The sequence below is a fragment of the Bradyrhizobium icense genome, assembly GCF_001693385.1.
Classification (GTDB): domain Bacteria; phylum Pseudomonadota; class Alphaproteobacteria; order Rhizobiales; family Xanthobacteraceae; genus Bradyrhizobium; species Bradyrhizobium icense.
Genome location: NZ_CP016428.1, coordinates 4,087,287 through 4,108,910 on the forward strand (window position 1 = coordinate 4,087,287; position 21,624 = coordinate 4,108,910).

At 63.2% G+C, this 21,624-nt stretch carries 13 protein-coding genes; 9 read left to right on the forward strand and 4 right to left on the reverse strand.

All coding sequences use genetic code 11. The features are described from left to right. Positions 1-47: 47 nt before the first annotated feature. The 4 genes from LMTR13_RS19305 (at position 48) to LMTR13_RS19315 (ending at position 4,497) form a co-directional block, all read left to right on the forward strand. Positions 48-1,289, forward strand: a complete 1,242-nt coding sequence (locus LMTR13_RS19305; protein WP_065729211.1) for a threonine synthase — start codon at positions 48-50, stop codon at positions 1,287-1,289. A 33-nt stretch (positions 1,290-1,322) separates the two neighbouring features. Beyond that, positions 1,323-2,291, forward strand: a complete 969-nt coding sequence (locus LMTR13_RS19310) for a tripartite tricarboxylate transporter substrate binding protein BugD (RefSeq protein WP_065732812.1) — start codon at positions 1,323-1,325, stop codon at positions 2,289-2,291. A gap of 97 nt (positions 2,292-2,388) precedes the next feature. Next, positions 2,389-2,553, forward strand: a complete 165-nt coding sequence (locus LMTR13_RS40860) for a hypothetical protein (RefSeq protein ID WP_156795677.1) — start codon at positions 2,389-2,391, stop codon at positions 2,551-2,553. Between the two features lie 606 nt (positions 2,554-3,159). Then, the gene (locus tag LMTR13_RS19315) at positions 3,160-4,497 is read left to right on the forward strand and encodes a hemolysin family protein (RefSeq protein ID WP_065729212.1); all 1,338 of its coding nucleotides are present in this window, start codon (positions 3,160-3,162) and stop codon (positions 4,495-4,497) included. Positions 4,498-4,630: 133 nt separating this feature from the next. Here the strand turns inward: LMTR13_RS19315 and LMTR13_RS19320 are convergent, their stop codons facing one another. From LMTR13_RS19320 to LMTR13_RS19330, 3 genes are all read right to left on the reverse strand, one after another. Then, positions 4,631-5,920, reverse strand: coding sequence for a hemolysin family protein (locus tag LMTR13_RS19320; protein ID WP_065729213.1), 1,290 nt, complete (start codon positions 5,918-5,920; stop codon positions 4,631-4,633). Between the two features lie 757 nt (positions 5,921-6,677). Continuing rightward, complete coding sequence (locus LMTR13_RS19325; protein WP_065729214.1) at positions 6,678-7,634, reverse strand: calcium-binding protein; 957 nt, start codon at positions 7,632-7,634, stop codon at positions 6,678-6,680. Between the two features lie 520 nt (positions 7,635-8,154). Beyond that, positions 8,155-12,123 carry an autotransporter outer membrane beta-barrel domain-containing protein gene (locus LMTR13_RS19330; protein WP_236843478.1) on the reverse strand — a complete coding sequence of 1,323 codons (3,969 nt, stop codon included), beginning with the start codon at positions 12,121-12,123 and terminating at the stop codon, positions 8,155-8,157. Positions 12,124-12,848: 725 nt separating this feature from the next. On the opposite strand from LMTR13_RS19330, the gene ilvD reads away from it, so the two are divergent. Together ilvD and LMTR13_RS19340 are read left to right on the forward strand one after the other, a co-directional pair. Next, positions 12,849-14,573: a dihydroxy-acid dehydratase gene (gene ilvD, locus LMTR13_RS19335; protein WP_065729216.1), complete on the forward strand. Its 1,725-nt coding sequence runs from the start codon at positions 12,849-12,851 to the stop codon at positions 14,571-14,573. After that, a complete protein-coding gene (locus LMTR13_RS19340; RefSeq protein ID WP_065729217.1) occupies positions 14,560-15,411 on the forward strand; it encodes a tetratricopeptide repeat protein in 852 nt (283 codons plus the stop codon). The genes ilvD and LMTR13_RS19340 overlap by 14 nt, the downstream gene beginning before the upstream one ends. A gap of 147 nt (positions 15,412-15,558) precedes the next feature. Here LMTR13_RS19340 and xth read toward each other — a convergent pair whose 3' ends face one another. After that, positions 15,559-16,350, reverse strand: coding sequence for an exodeoxyribonuclease III (xth, locus tag LMTR13_RS19345; RefSeq protein WP_065729218.1), 792 nt, complete (start codon positions 16,348-16,350; stop codon positions 15,559-15,561). A gap of 157 nt (positions 16,351-16,507) precedes the next feature. Between xth and LMTR13_RS19350 the strand changes: the two genes are divergently transcribed. The 3 genes from LMTR13_RS19350 to LMTR13_RS19360 are packed head-to-tail and all read left to right on the forward strand — an operon-like array spanning position 16,508 to position 21,621. Beyond that, positions 16,508-17,638 carry an efflux RND transporter periplasmic adaptor subunit gene (locus tag LMTR13_RS19350; protein WP_065729219.1) on the forward strand — a complete coding sequence of 377 codons (1,131 nt, stop codon included), beginning with the start codon at positions 16,508-16,510 and terminating at the stop codon, positions 17,636-17,638. A 3-nt stretch (positions 17,639-17,641) separates the two neighbouring features. Beyond that, positions 17,642-20,770: an efflux RND transporter permease subunit gene (locus LMTR13_RS19355; protein ID WP_065729220.1), complete on the forward strand. Its 3,129-nt coding sequence runs from the start codon at positions 17,642-17,644 to the stop codon at positions 20,768-20,770. Further along, complete coding sequence (locus LMTR13_RS19360) at positions 20,767-21,621, forward strand: amidohydrolase family protein (RefSeq protein WP_236843435.1); 855 nt, start codon at positions 20,767-20,769, stop codon at positions 21,619-21,621. Before LMTR13_RS19355 ends, LMTR13_RS19360 begins: the two co-directional genes overlap by 4 nt. Positions 21,622-21,624 lie beyond the last annotated feature (3 nt).

Sequence of the window (21,624 nt, forward strand, 5' to 3'; positions counted from 1 at the left end):
TTGCCGGGTCGAGCCCGGCAATGACAAGCAAACCAGAAAGAACAGTTGTGAAAGACAACGACAATCTGACCATCGAACGCCCGACTTTCGTGACCCATCTCGAATGCGCGATGGAAGGCGATCGGTACGAGGCCGACCAGATCCACAACCTCTCCAAGGCCGGCAAGCCGCTGCTGGTGCGCTACGACCTCGCCGGCGTGAAGAACGCGCTGACCAAGGACGCGCTTAAAGAGCGCCCCGCTGACATGTGGCGCTATCGCGAACTGCTGCCGGTGCGGAAGGTCACCGACATCGTCAGTCTCGGCGAAGTGACGACGCCGCTGATCCGGCTGCCGAAGCTTGCGAAAAAACTCGGCGGAGCTGAAATCATCGTCAAGGACGAGGGGCGGCTGCCGACCGGCTCGTTCAAGGCCCGCGGCCTTGTCATGGCGGTGTCGATGGGCAAGGCGCTCGGCATCAAGCACATGGCGATGCCGACCAACGGCAATGCCGGCGCGGCGCTGGCGGCCTATGCCACCTCCTGCGGCATCAAGACCACGATCTTCTGCCCCGCCGATACGCCGGAAGTTAACGTCAGCGAGATCGAGCTGCAGGGCGCCACCGTCTATCGCGTCAACGGCCTGATCGACGATTGCGGCAAGATCGTCGGCGAGGGGAAAGCAAAAGCCGGCTGGTTCGACACCTCGACGCTGAAGGAGCCCTACCGGATCGAGGGCAAGAAGACGATGGGCCTCGAGCTCGCCGAGCAGCTCGGCTGGGAGATGCCCGATGTGATCTTCTACCCGACCGGCGGCGGCACCGGCCTGATCGGGATGTGGAAGGCGTTCGCCGAACTGGAAGCCATCGGCTTCATCGGTGCGAAGCGGCCGCGCATGGTGGCGGTGCAGGCGTCGGGCTGCGCGCCGATGGTGCGCGCCTTCGAGAACGGCACCGAGCATGCGCCGCGCTGGGAAGATGCCCACACCATTGCATCAGGCATCCGCGTGCCGCAGGCGGTCGGAGATTTTCTGATCCTGCGCGCGGTCCGCGAGAGCAAGGGATTTGCGATTGCGGTCCCGGATGAGAAGATTTCTGCTGCGCTCAACGAAGTGGCGCGTGAGGAGGGCCTGCTGTTGTGTCCGGAAGGGGCGGCGACGTATGCTGCCTATCAGCAAAGCCTTGCCGACGGCCGCGTGACGAAAAACGATCGCGTCATGCTGTTCAATTGCGCGACAGGGCTTAAATATCCGCTGCCGCCGGTCACGCGAACGCTCGATCGCCACCAGCCGATCGATTACGCCAAGCTCTGACCGTCATGCGGCGGAATGGGATGGGAGCACGAGATGCGAAAGATCATTCTGGCCGCGATTGCAGTGTTGGCGTTCGGCGGTGTTGCGGCAGCGCAAAACTTTCCGTCGCGCCCCGTCACCATCATCGTGCCGTTCTCCGCCGGCGGTCCCTCGGATGCGATGGCACGGATTCTGGCCGAACGCATGAAGGTTACGCTCGGCGAGCAGGTCCTGGTCGAGAACGTGACGGGGGCGGGCGGATCGGTCGGCGTCGGCCGCGCGGTGCGTTCGCCGCCTGACGGCTACACGATCAGCTTCGGCCATCTCGGCACCCACGTCGCCAACGGCGCGGTCTACAAGCTCGGTTACGATCTCGTCACCGACCTCGAGCCGGTCGCGCTATTGCCGAGCAATCCGATGATCATCGTCAGCAAGAAGGCGGTGCCCGCAACCTCGCTGAAGGAATTTGTGGCGTGGCTGAAAGCGCAGCCGACGGCGCCGACGGCAGGCACGGCCGGCGCCGGATCTGGTAGCCATATCGCCGGGGTCTATTTCGAGAGCATTACCGGCATCAAGCTTCAGTATGTGCCGTATCGCGGCACGGGACCGGCGATGAACGATCTCGTCGCCGGCCAGATCGATATGATCGTCGACCAGACATCGAACTCGATCGGGCAGGTGCGCGCCGGTAACATCCGCGCCTATGCCGTCACCGACAGCAAGCGCGTGGAATCCGCGTCCGACATCCCGACCGTGGACGAAGCGGGATTGCCGGGATTCCACATGACGCTCTGGTCCGGCCTCTGGGTACCCAAGGGTACGCCGAAGGACGTGGTTGCAAAGCTGAATGCGGCGACGGTGGATGCGCTGAACGATCCTGCGGTGCGCAAGCAGCTCGAAAATCTCGGCCTGCAGATGCCGCCGAAGGACAAGCTCACGCCCGAAGCGCTCGGCGCCTGGCAGAAAGCCGAGATCGCAAAATGGTGGCCGATGATCAAGGCCGCCAACGTCAAGGTGGATTAGCCGGCTCTGGATGCGCGCGGTCGAATCTTCAAGCACGGGGGCAGGAACCTACGGATAGCGCGGACGTTAACGTTCCTATACGTATACGGAGCGCACAATGGCTGGCAATGACAACCGACCCAAGCGCACAATCGGACTCATTCTCGGCGGAATCATCGCGGTGGCTGCCGCGGCATTCATTCTCACCGGCGGGGAATTGGGCGGGGTTAAAGAGGTGACTAGCGATTCTGACCTTGCGCCGGTCGCGCCCGGAAAGAAATAGCGTGAACATGGATTGGTGAGTGGGCTGATTTGTCCTATCTCCTTTGACTGCAGCGGCTGGGCCGTCCTCTATATTGACCGGATCCATTTCGGCTGAGCGTCCTCATCGTTTTGATCCTGGTCAATGGCATGCTTTGCGATGACCCAGCTTGCGTTGTCGCTCTCGCTGTGCCCGATTGCAGGCGCTCGTTGATCGGGACGTCGTCGGCTTGCGCCGCGTTGGCCCTCGCGGCTTATCCGGGTCTTGTCGACGGTCCGGATAGGCACCGCTCTCGTGGATGTTGCGCCTACAATCTCTTTGCTGCCTATTGCTTCGGCACAACTTCGGCCAGTTCGAGCTCTCCCGCAGTTTCTTCGGAGTTCCCGGCTGGGCACTACTTCGTCGCGAGTGTCCAAATGCCGCATCATTAATCGCCGGTAGCGGGCTATCTTTGTCGGTGCCGGCCATGAGCGACGAACCTCCAAGCACACATTCCCTGAAATCGACGAGCAGCGAGACCTGCCTCGCGGCATCAATGCTTGCGCGAGTCTTGCGAGGGTCGGCACATCACATCGAGAGGGTCCGCGTCGGACGGACGGGAACGGTCGACGCCCACGGGAGGTGACTATGCCCACGGACGATGGCAGTTTGGTCAACATACTTGGAATCCTCTCGATCATCGTACTCGTCGTTGCTAATGGCTTCTTCGTTGCGTCCGAATTTTCCCTCGTTGCGATACGCCGAAGCCGGGTAGGCCAGTTGGTCACCGGCGGCCGCATGAATGCTCGGGCGCTGCAACGAGCCATTACTCGGCTCGACTACAATCTTGCGGCGTGCCAGCTTGGCATCACGATTTCCTCGCTGGCGCTGGGCTGGATCGGCGAGCCGGCCCTGGCGCACCTGATCGAGCCACTATTGGTTGGGCCTCTTGGATCCGGCTCGACGTTCGGCGCTCACGCGATTGCCATCGCGATTGCATTCGTCATCCTTACGATGCTGCACATCGTGCTTGGCGAACTTGCGCCCAAGAGCCTCGCGCTGCAGCGGACAGAGATAACCGCGCTCCTGATCGTGCGACCGCTCGTGCTGTTCGGATTCCTGTTCAAGCCAGCCATCGTGTGCTTGAACGGGCTGGGCAACAGCGTTCTCCGCTTGGCCGGGTTGAGGCCGGCGAGCGAACAGGAAACAATCCACTCCCCTGATGAAATAAAGCTCCTGGTAGCCGAAACCGAGGCAGCAGGCTTGCTCGCGCGCGCGCAGCGCAATGTCGTCGAGCGGATCATCAACATCACCAGTCGTGAGGTGTGCGATATCATGACCCCACGGACGGATATCGATTGGACTGATGCTAACGACAGCCGGGACGAAGTCCTGCGCGCCGTGCGAGAGTGCTGCCACGAGCACGTCGTCGTGAGCCGTGGTAGCCTTGATGAGATCGTCGGCGTCATACGCAAGCAAGATCTGCTTGATCAGGCTCTCGATGGCGAACCACTCGATCCCCTCGCCGCAATTCAGCAGCCTTTGGTTCTCCCCGAATCGATTCCGGTGCTTCACGCTATCGAGAGGTTCAAGGCGCAGCCCGCTCGCGTCGGCGTGATCGTCGACGAATATGGAACGCTTCAGGGTATCGTGACGCGGACCGACCTCCTTGAGGCAATTGCGGGCGATCTGCCCGATGTCGATGAGGACCCAGCGGTGCTTGAGCAACAGGACGGCACCTTCCTCTTGGATGGCAAAGTGGCAGCGGACGAAGTTCTGATGCGCCTCAATATCGGTCGCAGGCCGGAAGGCGACTTTCACACGCTTGCAGGATTTGCAATTGCTCTACTCGGCAGAATACCCGCCGTTGGCGACCAGCTCGCTTGGGAGGGATGGCGATTCCGGATCGTTGATATGGACGGTCCGCGGATTAGCAAGGTTCTTGCATCAAGAGATTCTGATCCACCCTCGACTAGGCCATTATAGGTAACATCCGTGGCTGCGCCATCACCGACAACAAGCGCGTGGAATCGGCTGCCGATATTCCGACCGTTGACGAGGCGGGATTGCCGGGCTTCCCACGCTGTGGTCCGGCCTCTCTTTCTCCTTGAGTCGACATTTATGCCGGTTCAAGTCGGCTGGCCAACACCTTGTCAATCCGCCTGCCGTCGAGATCGGCAACTTCAAACTGCCATCCCTCATCTTCAATTCTATCACCCACGTTGGGAATCTTGCCAAACTCCTGAAGCAGAAAGCCGGCAAACGTCTGATACGGCCGCGATGTTGGAAGGGTAATACCGAGCAAATGTGCGGCCTCAAGTGCCGGCATCCAACCGGAGATCAAATACGATCCGTCGTCACGCTTTACGGCAGCAGGCTCGGCCGGTCCGTCTTTGGTATGGAAGGAGCCGACAATCGCTTCGAGGATGTCAGCGCTGGTCACGACACCTTGGAAAACGCCATATTCGTCATGCACCAGTCCCATGTGAACAGGTGCGCCGCGCAAGAGCATAACCACATCTCGAGCATCGAGCGCTTCCGGTATTATGGGCGCTTCGCGAACCAGATCTCGGACTTTGGGGATCTTGCCCGCCAGGTAGACGTCAAGCAGATCTTTTGCGCTCACGATGCCTATCGCGCCTTCGCGATTGCCATCAAAGACGACGAGATGGGAGTGTTCGCTCTCCAAGAGGTCAGCGAAAATCTGGTCGTTACTATCTTCCAAGTTGATAGAATCTACTTCGTGACGTGGGGTCATTACCGCCCCCACGGCCAGATCGCCGAGCCGCATCACCCCGGCGATCCAATCCTTTTCGCCCGGTTCTAATACTCCGGCATTCTCAGCCTCGGCGACGAGCGTTCGAATTTCATCCTCACTGACTCTATCGGCCGCTTGCTCTCGATGACCCAACAGCCACAGCAATATCTTGCCGGATCGGTCGAGCAGCCACACCAGCGGATGCGACGCCTTGGCAAGCAACACCATTGCCGGTGCCACCTTCACTGCCACGGCTTCCGGATCACGAAGTGCAATCTGCTTCGGAACGAGCTCGCCGACAATCAGTGACGCATAGGTGATGAAAGCCACGACAATGCCGACCCCGACCGGCTCTGCGATGCCGGGCGGCAGGCCGGCCTCGATCAGCCAAGATGCAAGACGCAGCCCTAACGTCGCGCCTGAGAAAGCGCCGGACAACACGCCAATCAGGGTAATGCCGATCTGCACCGTCGACAGGAATTTGCCGGGATCAGATGCCAGCGCAAGGGCGCGGCGAGCCCCCTTAACGCGCTTCTCGACAAGGCCGGCCAGCCGCGCCGGACGTGACGATACGATGGCCAACTCCGACATTGCGAGTAGGCCATTGAGAACAATCAGGACCGTGACGATCCCGAGGTCTAGATATAACACTATTTTACCTTCTATCGCGCGGGTGGCCGCGTTGGTACCACACGATCGCCGCAGCACATATGTAGTGTCCTGCCATGGGCACGCAAATGGAACCAGCTCCCGGAGGCCGGCATGCGGGACAGTCAAGGTCGTGGCTTAATCAGCTTCCGAACTTTTGTCGTTATCGCTGCAGCAATCATTCTGATGATTGCCGCCCTTGCATGGGAGAACGTCGCCCATGTTCCCAGTAATCCCGGACCAAGCGGAATACCGGGATCGACGGTGCGAGATCAGACCCCGCCGCCCGCCGGGGATCTCTCGGGGACGACCACCGGGAAGTCGCGCTGACCTCAGGGCGTTGATTGGCACGTTCCGATCGCGTCAGGCATCGTCAGCGATACAGATGCGCTCGAAAGCCAAAAGGCGGTGTGGGGCGGTGGAGCGTGCAGTCGGCCCGCAGCTTGAGTGCAGTATCTTGTCTCTGAGGAACTGAGCGAAATTGAACCGGACCTCGCGCCGCGGGCCGGGCTTTTTCATACAATGAGCGCTTTGCCTGGCAACAGGCGTAGGCTCCGGCGCGCTACTGCCGGCGCGCAAGCGCGCCCGATGGCAGGCTCCGCGATGTCTGAGAGCGTCAGCGTCCTACATCTCACTGCGCTCACGCGGCGACTGCATAAGGCGCAGTTCAGCGCCCGGTGACGAGTGAATCGAGACCGGACGCTGGAGAACAAGGGCCGTAGGCGGCCCTTGTTCGTGATCGTGTCTTGTTGTTTTCGGCTTACCCGTACATGGCCATGTTGGCCATCGCCGTCGCTTCAAGGTGATGTCCGCCGTCGGTGCCGCCATTCGGCAGCACGCCGTTGTCCTCCAACTGGAAGTGCGCGCCGTTAAGCTGGCCGACCTTCTCGTAGGCGCCATACACCGTCTGGGTCACGGTGATATCGCTTTGCTTCACCAGGTCGCCGTAAACAGTGATGGTGCCGAGCAGATCCTCGTCATGCGCGCCGGCATTGCCCTGCTGGCTGATGACGGTGATCACGCTGTAGTCGTTCTTGCCGTCGCCGTTGCTGTCCTTGTACGTGATCGACTTGACCTCGGCGGTGTGCGCCGAGATTTCGATCTTGTCGCCCTGGGCCCGACTGAAATCACGGATCGTGTCGTTGCCGAAGCCGTCGACCCAGTGATCGTGAACGGCGCCGTTTTCGCCGGTGACGCCGACCCAGTCGATGGTGCCGTCCGCATTGACGTGCTTGGCGACGATCTCGTCCTTGGCGTTCACCATGCCTTCGAAGCGGAAGGTATCGGCCCCCCGGCCGCCGGTCATGATGTCGTTGACCTGCTTGAATGCTGCCGTTTCAGCCGCGAAGATCTGCGTCTTGCCGTCCTGGGCTGCGACCATCTCGCCCGCATCCGATCGGCTGAGCAGGACGTCGTTGCCGGCGCCGCCATCCATGCGGTCGGCGCCGAAGCCGCCGACGAGAAGGTCATTGCCGGTGCCGCCCGAAAGGTTGTCATTGCCGGAGCCGCCCCACGCCTTGTCATCGCCTGAGCCGCCGTTGAGCGTGTCGTTGCCGGCCATGCCGGCGAGCGTGTCTGCCTTGGCTCCCCCGAACAACGTGTTGTTGCCCGTTGTCCCGTTCAGATGATCATGGTCGGAGCTGCCGCCGCCGAACCTGGCGAAAAAATCTTCGAAACGGTCGTTGTCGAAGAATCTGTTCAGATTGAAGCGTGCCATTATTTCAAACCTCTTACTCAGAGGCCTCACGAGCTACAAACGACCACCCTGGATTTTGGGAATGCGAGGTGATGCGCGCGGGGAGAACGTGAGGCAGGATTCCCTCGCCCGCATCGAAGGAAAAACAGCAAAACGGGCCGGGGGCTGGACCTGTGCGCGGCGGATTTGCGCTGCGTAGGGGCATTACGGTGACGCGAAAGGCGTTCGTGCGCCGATCCTTTGGCACGCGCCTCAATTCCGGCCGGTGTTCAAAACGTCTGCGACAAATTGCGTACCGCGTTGTTCTCTTTGCATATCAACGACAAGCGCCGACGGGACGCATGTCGCGGGCCGCGCCATCGCGTGACGAAAACTGGCGCAAAAGTGCCGGCCGCACAAAAATGACGCGATCCCTTTCGAACAGGATTGATGTCAGGCGCCGTAACTTTAGGTGCGCGCAGCCGCGGCATAGCGATCGGACGATCAGATGATGCAGGGATGCGCAGGAATCCGCCGCACTGCTCTGGACTGACCGAACGTGTCAAAACCTCACGGCGAGGCGGCCTCGGACGGCGTGGTCTTCGGCGTTGCGTGCGACCTGGCCCTGGTAGAGAATGCCGAGCGTGGTGTGCGCATTGAGATACAGGTCAGCGCCGGCTTCGAGGAGCGCGCTGTCGCGCGCGAGCGGCGCGCCCGCGATCTCGAAGGCAGTGCCTCCGCTCGCGAAGGAGAGGGTGGTGACCGGCGTCACGTCGCCGAGCACGTGCTGCCAGGCGGCGGAGAGGCGTGGCGCCAGCGTCATTCCCCCGACCACGACGCTGGTGGCGAGCCGCGCGCCAAGCGTCGCGAAGCCCGCCTCTTCGCGGTCGCGCGCACCCGTGAGCGCCGCGACGCCGCCCTTCTCCGTGAAACCGCTTGTCCTCGCCTGCACCCAGGCAGCCCCTGCGAACGGCTCGAGCGCGACCGGGCCGAGTCCGAAACCGTAGCCGATCTCGCCAAACACCTGGGTGGTGCCGCCATGATAGGCGGCCGACGCGCGATCGACAAAGCCCGGAAACGCGATGGTGCGGGTGGTGTCGATCTGGTGGTACGAATAGGCCATGCCGGCGCGCACGCTCCAGGCGCCGGCACTGCCCGCGCCGTAGAATGCCGCGTGGCTGCTGTCGACCGAGGCCGAGCTCGCGCGCGCGTCCACGCCGACCGCGGAGTCCGAATAGCCCGCTGCGAAGCCGAAGCGCCAGTCATCAACAGCGCCGTCGAGCCCCGCGACGGCGCCGGCGTGGCGGCGACCGACCGTTGCCGCATTGCCGTCGCCGTCGATGCGACCGCGCGCGCCGATTCCCTGCGCCCAGAAGGTCAGGCGGGACGAGTGCGTCTCCGGCACGGTCCCCGCAAGGGCCGCCGGGCGGGCGGCACGCGACGCTCTCCCGCCTGCCGCGCTGTCGAAGGACGCCTGGCGCAGACGGCCGAGCACCGCGTCGCGCAGATCGCGCGATTCGTCGACGAGCACGCCCGCCGTACTCGCATGCAACTCGCCCGAGAGTGCATCGAACGCCTGCCGCGCCTGCGCGGCCGTGCCGTAGAGCACCGTATTGAAGATGGGATTGCCGAAGCCCAGCGAATCGACGCCGGTGCCGGTGGCAATCTGGTTGCGCGTCCAGCCTGCGCTCGCGAAGCTTGCCGTGCGTGCGAGGGTGAAGAATACGCGGTCGGCATCGTAGGACACGGTCGGCGCCATGAAGGTGGACGACGTGAGATTGGAAGTCACGCTGTCGAACGTGCCGGCGATGCCGCCAGTCGCCGTGAGAATCGTGTAGGTGGTGCCCGGCGCGTAGGTCCCGGGCGCTGCGACCACACGCAAGGCACCGGCGAGCTGCGCCGCGCCCGTAACATCGGTGCGATCGGCATTCGTCGGCGCAATCTCGACCAGGTAGGTCGAGGCCGCCGACAGCACGAGATTGCCCTGCACCGTGATGGTGCCGATCGAGTTGCCGGGCGAGAGCGTGCCGGCACCGATGGTCGTTGCGCCAAGAAAACCGGTGCCCCCGACAAGACCGTCGCCATCCACCGTCAGCGGTGACGAGGCGATCGAGCCGTGCACGATGAGCGTAGCGCCGTTGACAGTCGTGGGACCCGTGTAGCTGTTGGCAGCCGTCAGGATGGTGGTGCCGGACAGCACATTGAGGCTGCCGTTGCCGGTCATCGTCGATCCGAACACGTAGTTGGCGGACGTATGATTGAAGTTGATCGTGCCAATGCCAGCGCCGAACACGAGGCTTGCCGCGTCGAGCGTGCCGGCGACCGCCGCCGGACTGCCTGCCGCCGCGCCGATGTTCAGCGTGCCTTGCGAGCCGGCTTGGCTTGCCACATGCACGGTGCCGGCGTGCACCGTCGCACCCTCCGCGACGGTGAGCGTACCGGTGCCGTAGAATCCGAGATGGAGGTCTCCGGAATTGGTCCATGTCGAGCCGGCGCCCGTCACCGCCACGGTTCCTTGCGAGCCGATGGCCGATCCGATGATGGCGGACGCGCTGCTCACGGATCCACCATTGTCGACGGCGAGCACACCAGTGCCGCTGACGCCAATTGTGAGGGAGGCACTGCTGTTCCAGGCCGAGCCCGGACCCGTCACTGTCACCGTGCCTTGCGAGCCGGTGTCGTAACCGGCGTAGCCGTTCGCATTGCTCACCGTGCCGCCATTCAAGACCGCAAGCGAACCCGTACCGGCGTTGCCGACGTAAAGGTCCTGGGAATTGGCCCAGGCCGAGCCGGCGCCCGCGACCGTGGCCGTGCCCTGCGCACCGGCAAACTCGCCGAGGATCCCATATGTGCTGCTGACCCTTCCCCCGCTTGCGACAGCGAGCAACCCGACGCCGGAGTAGCCGATCGAGAGTTGTGAGGAATTGGTCCAGGTGGAGCCAACCCCCGTCACCGTCACGCTCCCTTGCGAGCCGTTGGCCGACCCGACAATTGCGGAGGTGTTGCTCACGGCTCCGCCATTCTCGATGGCGAGTACGCCCGTGCCGCCGCCGCCGATCGTGAGGGAGGAACTGTTGCTCCAGGCCGAGCCGGCGCCTGTCACCGTCATGGACCCCTGCGAACCGGCGCCGAAACCGACGAAACCGAGCGTGTTGCTCACCCGGCCGCCGTCCACGATGGTGAGCGCGCCCGTACCGGCGTTACCGACGAAGAGGCTTCCGCTGTTGGTCCAGGCGGAGCCGTTGCCGGTCACCGTCCCCGTGCCGTGGGAGCCGGTGTCGTTGCCGACGATGCCGATTGCGCCGCTCACCCGGCCGCCGTCCGCGATCGTCAGCATGCCTGTGCCGGCATCGCCGATGACGAGATTTCCGCTGTTGGTCCAGGCGGAGCCGGCGCCGGTCACCGTCGCCGTGCCAAGAGACACAGCGCTGCGGCCGAGATAGCCGTCCGTATTGCTCACCGTTGCGCCATTCGCGATGGCAAGCGTGCCTGTGCCGTCATCCCCGACGAAGAGATTTCCGGAATTGGTCCAGGTGGATCCCGCGCCGGTCACCGTTATGGTTCCGCTGGCGCTACCGAGGGCGCCGACATAGCTGTTCACGCTGCTTACCGTTGCGCCGTCCGCGATGGTGAGCGTGCCCGTGCCGGCACGGCCGACGAAGAGATTTCCGGAATTGATCCAGGTGGAGCCGTTGCCGGTCACCGTCATCGTGCCATGAGAGAAGACGCTGTGGCCGAGATAGCCATCCGTATTGCTCACCGTTCCGCCATTCGCGATGGTGAGCGTGCCTGTGCCGGCACGGCCGACGAAGAGATTTCCGGAATTGGTCCAGGTGGATCCCGCGTCGGTCACCGTCACGGTTCCGCGGGCGCTATCGTCGTTGCCGACATAGCCGTCCACGCTGCTCACCGTTGCGCCATCCGCGATGGTGAGCGTGCCCGTACCGCCACCGCCGGCGAAGAGATTTCCGCTGTTGGTCCAGGTGGAGCCGGCGCCGGTTACCGTCACCGTGCCTGCGGAGCTGGAAATCGCGGCGACATAGCCGTCCACGCTGCTCACGGTCCCACCGGCCTCGATGGTGAGCGTCCCTGTGCCGAAGTAGCCGACGTAAAGGACCTGGGAATTGCCCCAGTTGGATCCGGGACCGGTCACCGTCACCGTGCCATGAGACCCCAAGGTGGCGTAGCCGACATAGCCATCGGCGCTGCTCAGCGTACCGCCTCCCGTTATGGTGAGCGCGCCCACGGCGTTGATGCCGACCGCAACGACGTGCGTGGCAGCGCCGGGTGCATTCACCACTGGAGCGTTCGGCACAGTCGCGTCGACGGCTGCCACTCCTCCGCCAGCGGCCGGAACGCCGCTCGTCCAGTTGCTTGCGTCGAACCAATTGCTGGATGCGGCACCGGTCCAGTCGGTGGTTTGCGCCGCGGCCGGCAACGACGTCGCCGCTGGCACGAGACAGATGCCGCCAAGGATAGCCGATGAGCACAACCAGGAATTGCGCAACCAGGAGTGCATGCGTGGCCACATCGACAACTGACCCGCCTCCCTCTCACGCTCGCCGCTCGATCCATGTCGCGAGCCGCGTCGCATCGCTCCTAATGCACGCCGTACTTACCTCCAAGACAGCGCGGCATGTCAATCGAGGCAGGTGCCATGCACCATTCAGAGGTGCTAATTCCCCCGCATGTTGCGCCCCAATCACACGGCATGCCTTTGAATATGACGCGAGCCGCACTCGCGCGCGCCGCTTCGGCGAGGTGCAAGCCTCAAACGAGATGTCGGCCACATGAGCCGCCGGCCGCTCGCCGCGAAGGCTGGTTGGCAGCCCTGCGGAGACAGAAAGCGATGAGTACCGATGTTGACGAACGCACAACCGGCTTCTCGCCGATGCTTGCCAAATTCAGTTCGGCCGAGTGATGAGGCGAATCTGCATCGAGCAGACTCTCTATCGATCGCCCTGAGATTGTGGGGCCGACCGAGGCGCGGGCTCTGAAATCGACGCCCGAAGGGCAGGGGCGGGTTCGACAAAACCCGCATAATGGTTGCCGTCCGGCCACGATTGTTGCGGAACCGCAACAGTGGGGGAACATTTGGTTAACCGTCCCGCCAGCCTATTGCTTGCGCCGCTTTTTGGCCACACCCCTCCATGAAACCATTTCTTTCATAGCTGATTGGCCATAGCGCCGGCGAAGGCGACGGGAAATTGCTCCCGAGACCGACAGGGAAAATGGCTGGGAGAACAGGTTCCGCGGATGGACGCCAAGACCGACATCAAGAAGAGGTTGCCGAGCCGTCACGTGACGGAGGGGCCGGAGCGTGCCCCTCATCGGTCCTATCTCTACGCGATGGGGCTGACCACCCAGCAGATCCACCAGCCTTTCGTCGGCGTCGCTTCCTGCTGGAATGAAGCCGCGCCCTGCAACATCTCGCTGATGCGCCAGGCACAGGCGGTCAAGAAGGGCGTCGCGGCTGCCGGCGGCACCCCGCGCGAATTCTGCACCATCACTGTGACCGATGGCATCGCCATGGGCCATGACGGCATGCGCTCGTCCCTGCCATCCAGGGAGTGCATCGCCGATTCGGTCGAACTGACCGTCCGCGGCCATGCCTACGACGCTCTCGTCGGGCTCGCCGGCTGCGACAAGTCGCTGCCGGGCATGATGATGGCGATGGTCCGGCTCAACGTGCCCTCGATCTTCATCTATGGCGGCTCGATTCTGCCCGGCAATTTCCGCGGCCAGCAGGTCACGGTGCAGGACATGTTCGAGGCGGTCGGCAAGCATTCGGTCGGCGCAATGTCGGATGCCGATCTCGACGAAATCGAGCGGGTGGCTTGCCCCTCGGCCGGCGCGTGCGGCGCGCAATTCACCGCCAATACCATGGCGACGGTGTCCGAGGCGATCGGCCTGGCGTTGCCCTATTCCGCCGGCGCGCCCGCGCCTTACGAAATTCGCGACGCGTTTTGCGCCGCTGCCGGCGAGAAGATTTTGGAGCTGATCGCAGCCAACATTCGCCCGCGCGACATCGTTACCCGCCGCTCGCTGGAAAACGCCGCCGCCGTCGTTGCTGCCTCCGGTGGGTCGACCAATGCTGCGCTGCACCTGCCGGCGATCGCGCATGAGTGTGGAATAAAATTTGACTTATTCGACGTCGCCGAAATCTTCAAAAAGACTCCTTATGTCGCGGATTTGAAGCCAGGGGGCCGTTATGTTGCCAAAGACATGTTCGAGGTTGGCGGCATTCCGCTTCTGATGAAGACGCTGCTCGACAATGGCCACCTGCACGGAGATTGCATTACCGTCACGGGCCGTACGATCGCCGAAAACCTCAAGAGCGTGAAATGGAATCCGCATCAGGATGTGGTGCGGTCCGCCGACAACCCGATCACCGTCACGGGAGGCGTTGTCGGGTTGAAGGGTAATCTCGCGCCGGAGGGTGCGATCGTGAAGGTCGCGGGCATGTCGAAGTTGAAATTTACTGGTCCTGCCCGTTGCTTCGACCGCGAGGAAGACGCCTTCGAGTCGGTTCAGAAAAAGACCTACAAGGAGGGCGAGGTCATCGTGATCCGCTACGAGGGACCGCGCGGCGGTCCCGGCATGCGGGAGATGCTCTCGACCACGGCGGCGCTGACCGGGCAGGGGATGGGCGGCAAGGTCGCCCTGATCACCGACGGCCGGTTCTCCGGCGCCACCCGCGGCTTCTGCATCGGCCATGTCGGGCCGGAAGCGGCCGTGGGCGGCCCGATCGCGCTGTTGCAGAATGGTGACATTATCGAGATCGACGCCGAGGCCGGGACTCTTAACGTAAAATTGACCGACACCGAACTCGCCGAACGTAAAACCAAATGGCTGCCTCGACAGACTAACCATACGTCGGGTGCGCTGTGGAAATATGCCCAACAGGTTGGGCCGGCGGTGGACGGGGCTGTGACCCATCCTGGCGGTGCGCACGAGAAACAGTGTTATGCGGACATCTAGGCGTATCATTCTTGCGTTGATGCTGGGGGCCGCGCCGGTGGCCGCCCCCGGATTCGCATTTGATGGCTCACCGGTGAAGCCGGACGCGGCGCTCCCCGTGATGAACCAGCCCGCGGCCGCGCAGGCGGTCACGGCGCAGGCGCTGAAGAAGGCTGCGCCCGCGGCGGCTACCGCCACGGCGACTGCGGTTAACGCGCCTTCGCTGACTTCGCTGCAATACGCCGCCGAGGGTGGCCATCCCGTCGCGCAGTGGAAGCTCGGCCGGATGTATGCCGACGGCGATGGCGTGGTGCAGGATGACTTGCGCGCGTTTGAATATTTCAGCCGTATCGCCAACCAGCATGCCGAGGATAGCCCGTCAGCGCCGCAGGCCGCGATCGTTGCCAACGCCTTCGTGGCGCTCGGCCGCTACTACCTCAACGGCATCCCGAATTCCAAGATCAAGGCGGATACCGATCGTGCCCGGGAGATGTTCTCCTATGCCGCGTCCTATTTCGGCAATGCCGACGCGCAATACGATCTGGCACGGCTTTATCTGAAGACTCCGGACGCCTCGCGGGACGATTTCCGCTACGGCGCGCGCTGGCTTGGTCTGGCGGCCCAGAAGGGCCAGCATCAGGCGCAGGCCATGCTCGGCCAGATGCTGTTCAACGGCGACCGGCTACCGCGGCAGGCCGCCCGCGGATTGATGTGGCTGACGCTGGCGCGTGACAACGCCGCGCCCGATGAGACCTGGATCCGCGAAAGCTACAACCGCGCCTTCGCCAAGGCCTCCGACGACGACCGCGCCACGGCCTTGCAGATGCTCGAGCACTGGGTGCAGGGCAAGCGCGACTGACCGCGATTTGTCGGGTGGGCAAAGGCGCTCCTGCGCCGTGCCCACCATCTTTCCGAGATCGTGGATGACAATGGCGGGCACGCGGAGCCTGTCACCGGGCGCGCGCATTCGCGCGACCCGTTGACTTTGCCCACCCGGTTCTCCCGCTCAAGCCTTCTCCAGATCGAAATCCGCCCAGACCGGCACGTGGTCGGACGGCTTCTCCCAGGCGCGGACGTGGCTGTCGACGCCGACATCGGTCAGGCGGTCGCTGGCCTGCGGCGACAGCAGGAGGTGGTCAATTCGAAGGCCCCAGTTCTTCTGCCAGGCGCCGGCCTGGTAATCCCAGAAGGTGTAGTGGCCCGGCTCGTCGGTCACCGCGCGCAGGGCATCCGTCAGGCCGAGGCCGAGCAGGGACTGGAAGGCCTCGCGGGTTTGCGGGCGGAACAGCGCGTCGTTACCCCAGGCAGCGGGGTTATAGACGTCGGCGGCCGCCGGAATGACGTTGAAGTCGCCTGCGAGCACCAGCGGTTCTTCCGCCTTAAGCCGCTCCTTCGAGTACTCAAGAAGCCGGGACATCCATTTGAGTTTATAGGGATATTTGTCGGTATCCGGAGGGTTTCCGTTGGGCAGATAGAGGCAGGCGATCCGGATCACGCCGGTCTTCAGCGTCACCACGCCTTCGAGGAATCTGGCATGGGCGTCCTCGTCGTCGCCGGCCAGGCCCGATTTGGTCTCGTCGAACGGCAGTTTCGACAGTAGCGCGACACCGTTGAAGGTTTTCTGTCCGTGGGTGACGACGTTATAGCCAAGCGCCTCGATCTCCAGCCGCGGGAACGCATCGTCGACGCACTTGGTTTCCTGCAGACAGACGACGTCCGGCGAGCAGTCTTTCAGCCACGTCATGAGATGGTCGAGCCGCTGCCGGATCGAATTGACGTTCCAGGTTGCAACACGCATGAGATGGCTCGGGATTGTAACTACACATTTTCTGGCAGTGGCATACCATGTGCAGTGAGGCTGTGGTAACCGTTTAGAAATAAGGCGCAAAGATCGCCGTCAAGGGGCTAGGAGAATACTGTCCCGTCCTTTGTCAGGACCGGCGGGCGTGAAGAATATGAAAAAGCGTACCTTGATACTTCTTGCCGGCGTCATCGCCATTGCTACCGTGGCCGGCTTCATTACCCGCTCCTCATGGATGGGCGGCAGCAGCAGCGCCCAAGCCCCGCAGCGGCCGCGAACGGTTTCGGTCGAACTGGCGAAGGCGGAGCGCAAGTCCGTCCCGGTCGATGTCGACGCCAATGGAACGGTGACGCCGATCTCCAGCGTGGCGCTGAAATCGCGGCTGGAAACCACCATCGTCGCTGTGCATTTCGAGGATGGCGCCAGGGTCAACCAGGGCGACTTGCTGTTTACGCTCGATAGCCGCCAGATCGACGCCCAGATCGAACAGGCCGAGGGCGTGCTCGCCAGAGACCAGGCGCAGCTCGAGGGCGCGCACCGCGACCTCCGCCGCTTCAATGATCTGGTCGCCAAGGGCGCGACCACGCAGGTCAACGTCGATAATGCCAGGACACAGTCGGATATCCTGACTGGTACGATCAAGGCCAATCAGGCTGCGCTGGACAATCTGAAGGTCCAGAAGAGCTACACCATGATCCGCGCGCCTTTCTCGGGCCGGATCGGCGCGGCCAACGTGAAGATCGGCAATTTCGTACGCCCCGCCGATACCACCCCGCTTGCGGTCATCAACCAGATGGCGCCGGTCTACGTGACCTTCGCGGTGCCGCAGCGCGTGCTGGTCGATTTGCGGGAGTCGATGGCGAAAGGGATCTCAACCGTCACTGCGATGATCCCAGGCCATCAGCATTCAGAGACCGGCAAGGTCGCCATGGTCGAAAACACGGTGGACGCCACCACCGGCATGGTCACCGTTCGCGGCATCATGGCCAACGAGAATGAGACGTTGTGGCCGGGCACGCTGGTCGCCACCAAGCTCGTCATCCGTCACGAAGACGCGGTCGTGGTGCCGACGGTCGCCGTGCAGCGCAGCCAGAGCGGCAATTTCGTCTTCGTCGTCAAGGACGGCATCGCCAAGGTCCAGCCGGTCACGGTCGACCGCACCTCGCAGGGCATCTCGGTGATTTCCGAGGGGCTCGCCGGCGATGAGAGCGTGGTGGTCGACGGGCAATTGCTGCTGTCTGACGGAACGCGGGTCGAGCCGCGGGCCAGAAAGGCCGGGGCGTAGCCGATGACGCTGTCCGAACTCTGCATCCGCCGGCCGGTCATGACGACGCTGATCACGGCGTCGATCATCGCGTTCGGGATATTCGGCTTTCGCCTGCTGCCTGTATCGGCGCTGCCGCGGGTTGATTTCCCGACGATCGCGGTGACCGCGACCTTGCCGGGCGCGAGCGCGGAGACCATGGCGTCCTCAGTTGCTGGAGTCATCGAGCGCCAGCTCTCGACGATTGCCGGCATCTCGTCGATGTCGTCGAACTCCTCGCAGAGCACCAGCGTCATCACCATCCAGTTCGATCTCAATCGCGACATCGATGCCGCCGCGCTCGATGTGCAGACCGCGCTCACCATCGCGCAGCGGCGGTTGCCAATCGAGATGAGAATCCCGCCGAGCTTCCGCAAGGTGAACCCGGCCGAATTCCCGGTGCTGTTCGTGGTACTCGGCTCCTCTACGCTGCCGCTGTCCACCGTCAACGAATATGCCGAGATCAACATCGGCCAGACCGTCTCGCAGATTCCGGGCGTCGCCCAGGTCAGCGTCTATGGCGCGCAGAAATTCGCCATTCGCGTCCAGGCCGATCCCGAAGCCGCCGCGGCCCGCGGGCTGTCGCTCGACGACATCCGGAATGCGGTTTCGGCTGCCAATTCGTCGACACCGGTCGGAACGCTGAACGGGCCGAAGCAGGACGTGGCATTGCAGGCCTCGGGCCAGATGGACAAGGCGATGGACTATCGCCAGATCGTGGTGGCCTGGCGCAACGGCTCGCCGGTCAAGCTCGACGAGGTCGCGCGGATCTACGACAGTGTCGAGAACGACAAGATCGCGAGCTGGCTCAACGGCAACCGTTCCATCGTGCTCGGCATCCAGAAGCAGCCGGACGCCAACACGGTCGCGGTGGTCGATTCCATTCTCGCCAAGTTGCCGGCGCTGCGAGCGCAGATCCCGCCATCGGTCTCGGTCAACGTGCTGATGGACCGCTCGATATCCATTCGTCAGTCGGTGGCCGACGTCGAGGAAACGCTTCTGATCGCGATCGGGCTGGTCATCCTGGTGATCTTCCTGTTCCTGCGATCGGCCTCCGCGACCTTCATTCCGGCGCTGGCGGTTCCGATCTCCCTGATCGGCACCTGCGCCGTGATGTACGCGCTCGACTATTCCATCAACAACATGACGCTGCTGGCGCTGGCGCTGTCGGTCGGCTTCGTGGTCGACGACGCCATCGTCATGCTGGAAAATATCGTCCGCCACATCGAGCACGGCATGCGGCCGTTCGAGGCCGCACTGAAGGGCGCGCGCGAGATCGGCTTCACGATCATCTCGATCACGTTTTCGCTGATCGCCGTGTTCATTCCGGTGCTGTTGATGGGCGGCATCGTCGGCCGCGTATTCCGCGAGTTCGCGGTCACGATCTCGGTAGCCATCCTGGTGTCCGGATTCGTCTCGCTGACGCTGACGCCGATGCTGTGCGCGCGCGTGCTGCGGGCGCACGACGCGACCAGGAGGCCGAATATCATACTCCGCGCCTTCGAGGCGATGTTCGACTCCTGGCTGCGCGCCTATGAATGGACGCTCGATCTCGTGCTGGCGCGCAAGTTCCTGATGCTGATGGTGACGCTGGCAACGCTCGGCGGCACCGTCTACCTCTACATGATCGTACCGAAGGGTTTCTTTCCGCAGGAGGACACCGGCTTCCTGGTCGGCATAACGGAAGCCGCTACCGACACCTCCTTCGAGGCGATGAAGGAGCGGCAGCAGGCGCTGGTCGATGTGCTGAGATCCGATCCCGCCATCGAATACATCAACTCCACCGTCGGCGCCGGCGGGCTCAATACCACGACGAATTACGCACGCATGTTCATTGCACTGAAGCCGAAAAAGGAGCGCGACAAGCTCGCCGTCGTGATCGGGCGGCTACGTGCCAATTCCCAGCAGATTCCGGGCATGAAGACGTATTTCCAGCCCATCCAGAACCTCAATATCGGGGGCCGGATCTCGAAGGGCCAGTATCAATACGTGATGCAGAGCGGTGACACCGAGTCGCTGTACCGGCTGGCACCGGAGATGAGCGACAAGATCGAAAAGGTGCCGGGTCTGCTCGACGTCAACACCGATCTCTACATCAAGAATCCGCAGATGACGGTCGATATCGACCGCGAAAAGGCCGCGGTCTACGGCGTCACCGTCGATCAGGTGCGCAACCAGCTTTACAATGCCTACGGTGCGCGCCAGATCGGCACCATCTACATGCCGTCGAACGACTACCAGATCATCCTGGAGGTGCAGCCGCAGTTCCGCGTCGATCCGTCGGACCTGTCCAAGCTTTACATGAAGACCCAGGACAACCAGACCATCCCGCTGTCGGCGGTGGCGCAACTGGTTCCGACGGTCGGTCCGCTGCAGATCAGCCATCAGGCGCAGCAGCCGGCAGTGACGATCTCGTTCAACCTCGCGCCCGGCTACTCGCTGGGCCATGCGGTCGACGAGATCACCAGGCTCGAGCAGGCCGCGAACCTGCCGGCGACCATTGCCACCGGCTTCTCCGGCACCGCGCAGGTGTTCCAGGATTCGCTGCGCGGGCAGGGCGTCCTGATCCTCGCCGCCGTGTTTGCCGCTTTCGTCATCCTCGGCATTCTCTACGAGAGCTTCATCCACCCGATCACCATCATCTCCGGCCTGCCGTCGGCCGGCATCGGCGCGATCCTGACCCTGATGCTGTTCGGGATGGAGATGTCCGTGATTGCGATGATCGGCATCGTCATGCTGGTCGGCATCGTCAAGAAGAACGCCATCATGATGGTCGACTTCGCGCTGGAGCGCCGCCGCGTCGGCCTGAGCGCCGAGCACGCGATCCGGGAAGCGGCGCTGTTGCGCTTCCGCCCGATCATGATGACGACGTTCGCCGCGATCTTCGGCACGCTGCCGATCGCCCTCGGCACCGGCGCCGGCGCCGAATTGCGCCAGCCGCTTGGCGTCGCCGTGGTCGGCGGCCTGTGCCTGTCGCAATTGCTGACGCTCTATATCACCCCCGTGATCTACATCTATCTCGACCGCATCGACCGTCGCCTGCGGCGCAAGCTCGAGCCGCAACTGCAGGAAGCGGGCGAGGGCGAGCGGCCGCACGTGGTTGCTGCCGAATGACGATGTTCGGACGGACGTCGCGCTTCGTTGTCCTGCTGATCGCGCTCGCATGGACCGCAGGCACAATCGATCGCGCCACTGCCGACGAGCCGATCGAAATCTTCGACGCCCATCTGCACTACAATTGGGAGCCAAAGCCTCATTTTGGCGTCGACGAGGTGCTGGCGCTGTTCAGAAAGCACCGCGTCACCGGCATTCTCGCGACCAGCCGTCCGAACACCGGCACGCATGCGCTCATGGATGCCAAGCCGGAGGACCTTTGGATTGTGCCCTTCATCCGGCCCTATCGGGTGCGCGCCGACATCCAGACATGGTTCGGCGACCCCTTCATCTTCGACCTTGTGCAGGACGAGTTCAAACGCGGCTATTACCGCGGCATTGGCGAATTCCACATCTCGGGCAAGGCGGCCGATACCGAATGGGTGAAGAAGACCGTCGATTTCGCGGTCGAGCACGACCTCTATCTGCATGCCCATGCCGACGACGTCGCCATCGAAATCCTGATGCGCCACAATCCGCGCGCCCGCATCGTCTGGGCCCATACCGGTTTTGGTCTCTCGACCGACCGCGTCGCCGAGATGCTCACAAAATATCCGAAGCTGTGGGGCGAGTTGTCCTATCGCGGCGGCATCACCAACGGCAGCGGCAAGCTGACGGCGGAATGGCGCGCGCTGTTCGAGCGCTTCCCGGACCGCTTCCTGCTCGGCTCCGACACCTGGATCAACGAGCGCTGGGAGAGCTACGGCGAGATCATGACCGGCTATCGCGCGTGGCTTGCGCAATTGCCGCCGAAGATTGCGGCGCAGATTGCCAACGGCAATGCCAGGGCGCTGTTCGGCAGCGATCGCTGAAAG